A 5,054-nucleotide genomic window follows, 5' to 3' on the forward strand; every position below is an offset into this window, starting at 1 on the left:
CCTATTCGGCATACCCACGGCATTGGTGTTGGCGCGCAACAGGTTCCGCGGCAAGAGCGCACTGCAGGCCGTCATCGACCTCCCGTTCGCAGTGTCCCCTGTGGTGGTCGGTGTCGCGCTGATCCTGCTATGGGGCTCGGCTGGGCTCTTCGGGTTCGTCGAGAACAACCTCGGCTTCAAGATCATCTTCGGATTCCCCGGCATCGTGTTGGCCAGCATCTTCGTCACCGTGCCGTTTGTCATCCGCGAGGTCGAGCCGGTGCTGCATGAGATCGGCACCGATCAGGAGGAGGCGGCCGCCACACTCGGATCGCAATGGTGGCAGACGTTTTGGCGGGTCACTCTTCCGTCGATCAGGTGGGGCCTGACCTACGGCATCGTCTTGACGGTCGCGCGCACGCTCGGCGAGTTCGGCGCGGTCATCATGGTGTCGTCCAACCTGCCGGGTACGTCACAAACCCTGACATTGTTGGTGGCTGACCGGTACAGCCGCGGCTCGGAATACGGCGCATACGCCGTTTCCACGCTGCTGATGACGGTCGCCGTGATTGTCCTGATCGTTCAGGTGGTCCTCGACGCCAGGCGCTCGCGTGCGAGCAAGCAGGCCTAAGGAGAGACGCGAGAAAATGACCGACGCAATAATCGTGCGGGGCGCCAACAAGCACTACGGCGACTTCGCGGCGCTGGACAACGTCGACTTCGTGGTGCCGTCCGGGTCGCTCACGGCGCTGCTGGGACCCAGCGGATCGGGCAAGTCCACTCTGCTGCGTGCCATCGCTGGACTCGACCTGCCCGACACCGGCACAATCACGATCAACGGGCGCGACGTGACGCACATCCCGCCGCAGCGGCGCGGTATCGGCTTCGTCTTCCAGCATTACGCGGCGTTCAAGCATCTGACGGTGCGGGACAATGTCGCCTTCGGGCTGAAGATCCGCAAGAAGCCGAAGGCCGAGATCAAGGAGAAGGTCGACAACCTTCTGGAAGTGGTTGGGCTCGCCGGGTTTCAGACCCGCTACCCCAATCAACTCTCCGGCGGCCAGCGCCAGCGCATGGCGTTGGCGCGCGCGTTGGCGGTCGATCCCGAGGTGCTGCTGCTTGACGAGCCGTTCGGTGCGCTGGACGCCAAGGTCCGCGAGGACCTGCGGGCCTGGCTGCGTCGACTCCATGACGAGGTGCACGTCACCACCGTGCTGGTCACCCACGATCAGGCAGAAGCCCTCGACGTCGCGGACCGCATCGCGGTGCTCAACAAGGGCCGCATCGAGCAGGTCGGCTCACCGACTGACGTCTACGACACGCCCGCCAACGCATTCGTGATGTCGTTCCTTGGAGCGGTGTCGTCGCTGAACGGCTCGCTGGTTCGACCGCACGACATCCGCGTTGGCCGCAACCCCGAGATGGCGATCGCGGCCAATGACGACGACTCTGTCCAGGCCACGGGCGTCGTGCGGGCGACCATCGACCGAATTGTGGTGCTGGGCTTCGAGGTTCGCGTGGAACTGACCAGTGCGGCCGATCACACGCCGTTCACCGCGCAGATCACCCGCGGCGACGCCGAGGCGCTGGGGCTGAAGGAAGGCGACACGGTGTACGTGCGTGCCACCCGGGTTCCGCCATTGCCCGGCGGCACCGAAATCCCAAGGACCGACAACGCCGATGATGATGAGGCGCTGACGAAGGCCTAAGCGATTGCCGCGTTACGCTGCGATCCGGGCGGCGACCGCCTCGTCAAAACGATCCAGCACCGCGTCGGCAACCAGCCGGTGCGGTCCGAGCGGTTCGGCCATCGCAATCCCGTTGGTGCGCGCGAAGTTTGCGACGCGATCGGTGATCCGCCCGTGCGCCAGGAACCAGGGTGCGACGACCAATCGGGTGGCGCCGCGATCCCGCAGGCCATCGGCGGCCTCTGCGAGCGAAGGCTGGGGTCCCGTGGCGAACGCGATGGTCGCCGTCCAACGGGTGTTCTGCACGAGGTAGTCGGCGACCGACGCCGTTCGCGCATTGGCTTGTGGCCGCGAAGAACCCACTGCGGTGACGAGAACGCCCACATCGGGATCGAGTTGCGACACCCCGGCGTGCGCGAGGCGCTGACGCAGAACGTGAACGAGCCTGTCGTCCTCGCCAAGAACGTCGGCTTGCCGTGCAGCGGAACCCGATTCGCCGATCATCGTGGGGATGTCGACACGGGCGTGATACGCATCCGCGAGAAGCAACGGCACCACCACTGCATCGCGTGGAGATGCCGCGAGCACATCGCGGAGAGTGGGGGTGTTCTGCTCACAGAACGCCACCCGCACGTCGACATCGCGTCGCACCATGCGGATGGTGTGCGCCACCTCGTGTGCCGATGCCGCCGATCGCGGATCGGCGCTGCCGTGCGCCGTCAAAAGAAGTGTCACGAGGCGTGCAGACCGCATTCCGTCTTCGAAAGGCCTGCCCAGCGACCGCTGCGGGGATCGGCGCCCTCGACGGGCTTCGCGGTGCACGGCGCGCAGCCGATCGACGGATAGCCTTCGAACACAAGCGGATTGACGAGCACGTCGTTGCCGTCGATATAGGCCTGCATCTCCTCGTCGGTCCACGCGGCGATGGGGTTGATCTTCACCAGGTTGAACGCCTTGTCCCAGCTGATCAGTGGCGCGTTGGCCCGCGTCGGCGCCTCAACGCGGCGGATACCCGTCACCCACGCCGAGTACCCCTGTAGCGCCTTGCCAAGCGGCTCGACCTTGCGCATCCGGCAGCACTCGTTGGGCTCGCGGGCGAACAGGTCCTTGCCGAACAGCTCGTCCTGCTTGGCAACCGAGTTCTCGGGGGTGACGTTGACGACGTTGATGTCATAGACGGCCTCGACAGCGTCACGGGTGCCGATCGTCTCGACGAAGTGGTAGCCGGTGTCCAGGAACAGCACGTCGACGCCGGGGCGGACCTTCGCCGCGAGATCGACAAGCACCGCGTCCTGCATGTTGGACGCCACGATGTAATTGCCGCCGAAGTTCTGGTCGGTCCAGCGCAGAAGCTCGTCAGCGCCGGCACCGTCGAGTTCGGCCGCCCCGCGCTCTGCCAGCTGCCGAAGCTCTGTCTCGGTCATCACTTCTGTCATCGGTGTCCTCCGCTCTTCGCGCAAGCGCTCATCGCAAATCCGCCTCGTCTGCTCGTACTGCCCACGTAGCGAAACGCTCGCCCTGCTCGCGTTGTTTCACGAAATTCCTAACCACCCGGTCGATGTAGTCGCCCAGCTCGGTGGAAAGCACCTTGTGCTGGCGCAACTTGCGGCCGAACCCACTGTCCAGGCCGAGGCTGCCGCCAAGATGCACCTGGAAGCCCTCGACCGGCCCGTCACCGTCGTCGATCATCTGGCCCTTGAAGCCGATGTCGGCGACCTGGATGCGGGCGCACGAGTTGGGGCAGCCGTTGATGTTGACGGTGATCGGCACGTCGAGTTGTGCGTTGATGTCGTCGAGCCGCTTCTCCAGCTCGGGCACCAGAACCTGCGCCCGGTTGCGGGTCTCGGCGAACGACAGCTTGCAGTACTCGATCCCGGTGCAGGCCATCAGGTTCTTGCGCCAAGCGGAGGGCCGTGATGGCAGCCCGAGCGCGTCCAGACCGGCGACCAGCTCGTCGAGCTTTTTATCGGCAATGTCGAGGATGACCAGCTTTTGATACGGCGTGAAGCGCACGCGGTTCGATCCGGCGGCCTCCGCGAGATCCGCGACCTTGGACAAGATGGTGCCGGAAACCCGTCCCGCAATCGGTGCGACGCCAACGGCGTTCGTCCCGTTTTTGAGCTTCTGGATGCCGACGTGATCGATCGGGTGCTTGACGGGCTCCGGTGCGGGTCCGTCGATGAGCTTGCGGCCCAGGTACTCGTCCTCGAGAACCTGGCGGAATTTTTCTATGCCCCAGTCCTTGATCAGGAACTTCAGCCTCGCCTTGGACCGCAGCCTGCGGTAGCCGTAGTCGCGGAACACCGAGGTGACGCCCTCCCAGACATCGGGCACCTCGTCCAACGGGATCCAGGCGCCGACGCGCTGGGCCAGCATCGGGTTCGTCGAAAGGCCGCCACCGACCCACAGGTCAAGACCCGGGCCGTGCTCGGGGTGGTTGACGCCGATGAACGCGACGTCGTTGACCTCGTGGGCGACGTCCTGCAGACCCGAGATCGCGGTCTTGAACTTGCGCGGCAGATTGGAGAGCTCCGGGCTGCCGATGTAGCGGCGGACGATCTCGTCGATCGCCCACGTCGGATCGAGGACCTCGTCGAGCGACTCGCCGGCCAGCGGCGAACCCAGCACGACGCGGGGGCAGTCGCCACACGCCTCGGTGGTCTGCAGCCCGACGGCTTCGAGGCGCTGGAAGATTTCGGGCACGTCCTCGATCCGGATCCAGTGGTACTGCACGTTCTCGCGGTCGCTGATGTCGGCGGTGTCGCGGCCGAACTCGGTGGAGATCTCGCCAAGAGTGCGCAGAGCGGCCGTGGTCAGCGCGCCGCCGTCGCAGCGCACCCGCATCATGAAGTATTTGGCCTCGAGGATGTCGGCGTTCTCGTCGCCGGTCCAGGTGCCGTCGTAACCCTGCTCGCGCTGCGTGTACAGACCCATCCAGCGCATCCGGCCGCGCAGGTCCTGCTTGTCGATGCTGTTGAAGCCCTGCTTGGAGTAAATGTCGAGGATGCGCGCCCGCACGTTGAGGGCGTCGTCGTCCTTCTTGAACTGTTCGTTCGGGTTGAGCGGCTCGCGGTAGCCGAGCGCCCACTGGCCCTCGCCGCGTGGACGTTTGACCGGCTTGGCGGTGGTCATTGTGTTTTGGCTCCTTTGTGGAGCCGGATCGCGCGTGTCACCGGGGGCTGTCCGGCGGCGCAGATCCGGCGGCCAGCTGAAAGTAAGGGGTGGGCTGGGTCCTTGGGTCTACGGCATCAAGGCAGACAACAACAGGTACAAACGCGCTTGAAGTCGACGTGCCGCCGAGCCACCAGCGAGATGCGGTGGGGGAAGCGGGCGGCAATCACGCTGTCAATTGTGCCACGGACCCCCGCCACTGCCATAACCGGGCGA

The 5,054-nt window shown here is 65.4% G+C and carries 6 protein-coding genes; 2 read left to right on the forward strand and 4 right to left on the reverse strand.

What is annotated here, in order from left to right; genetic code table 11:
* Window positions 1-610: sulfate ABC transporter permease subunit (locus QOH60_RS04730; RefSeq protein WP_526417629.1), on the forward strand; the 610-nt coding region annotated here is incomplete at its 5' end.
* A 16-nt stretch (window positions 611-626) separates the two neighbouring features.
* Entirely contained in the window at window positions 627-1,688 is a 1,062-nt protein-coding gene (locus QOH60_RS04735; protein WP_526417631.1) for a sulfate/molybdate ABC transporter ATP-binding protein, read from the forward strand.
* Window positions 1,689-1,700: 12 nt separating this feature from the next.
* On the opposite strand, the gene QOH60_RS04740 is transcribed toward QOH60_RS04735, so the two are convergent.
* From QOH60_RS04740 to QOH60_RS04755, 4 genes are all read right to left on the reverse strand, one after another.
* On the reverse strand, window positions 1,701-2,402 hold the full coding sequence (locus QOH60_RS04740) for a sirohydrochlorin chelatase (RefSeq protein ID WP_526417633.1): 702 nt from the start codon (window positions 2,400-2,402) through the stop codon (window positions 1,701-1,703).
* Complete coding sequence (locus tag QOH60_RS04745; protein ID WP_526417635.1) at window positions 2,399-3,103, reverse strand: phosphoadenylyl-sulfate reductase; 705 nt, start codon at window positions 3,101-3,103, stop codon at window positions 2,399-2,401. Before QOH60_RS04745 ends, QOH60_RS04740 begins: the two co-directional genes overlap by 4 nt.
* Window positions 3,104-3,131: 28 nt before the next feature.
* Window positions 3,132-4,799: a nitrite/sulfite reductase gene (locus QOH60_RS04750; RefSeq protein ID WP_526417637.1), complete on the reverse strand. Its 1,668-nt coding sequence runs from the start codon at window positions 4,797-4,799 to the stop codon at window positions 3,132-3,134.
* A gap of 116 nt (window positions 4,800-4,915) precedes the next feature.
* The gene (locus tag QOH60_RS04755) at window positions 4,916-5,044 is read right to left on the reverse strand and encodes an Ms4527A family Cys-rich leader peptide (protein ID WP_526417639.1); all 129 of its coding nucleotides are present in this window, start codon (window positions 5,042-5,044) and stop codon (window positions 4,916-4,918) included.
* Between the last annotated feature and the right edge of the window lie 10 nt (window positions 5,045-5,054).

The sequence above is a fragment of the Mycobacterium sp. genome, from assembly GCF_032159765.1.
Classification (GTDB): domain Bacteria; phylum Actinomycetota; class Actinomycetes; order Mycobacteriales; family Mycobacteriaceae; genus Mycobacterium.